Source organism: Citrobacter sp. wls710, assembly GCF_005281115.1.
GTDB classification, from domain to species: Bacteria; Pseudomonadota; Gammaproteobacteria; order Enterobacterales; family Enterobacteriaceae; genus Citrobacter; species Citrobacter werkmanii.
The window spans coordinates 1-220 of the sequence record NZ_SZXD01000078.1; the positions used below are offsets into that span (position 1 = coordinate 1).

At 38.2% G+C, this 220-nt stretch carries 1 protein-coding gene; it reads right to left on the reverse strand.

The window, feature by feature from the left end; all coding sequences use genetic code 11:
• Nucleotides 1–220, reverse strand: a 220-nt coding sequence (locus FDX14_RS25110; RefSeq protein WP_137350462.1) for a DDE-type integrase/transposase/recombinase, incomplete at both ends; no start/stop codon positions are given.

Consider the following 220-nt stretch of genomic DNA (forward strand, 5'->3'; position numbering starts at 1 on the left):
TTGATACACCCACTCTCTTTTTAAATGTCCATGCCAAGATTCAAGACTGGCATTATGATAAGGGTATCCCCTTCGACTGAAAGAGTGAGTCATCCCATAATACTTAAGCAACTCTTCATACTCTAGACTCGTATACTGGCTTCCTTGGTCAGAATGAAGAATAACAGCTTCTGGATAGTCTTGTGATTTAATGGCCTTATTTAAAGTTCTTTGCACTAAT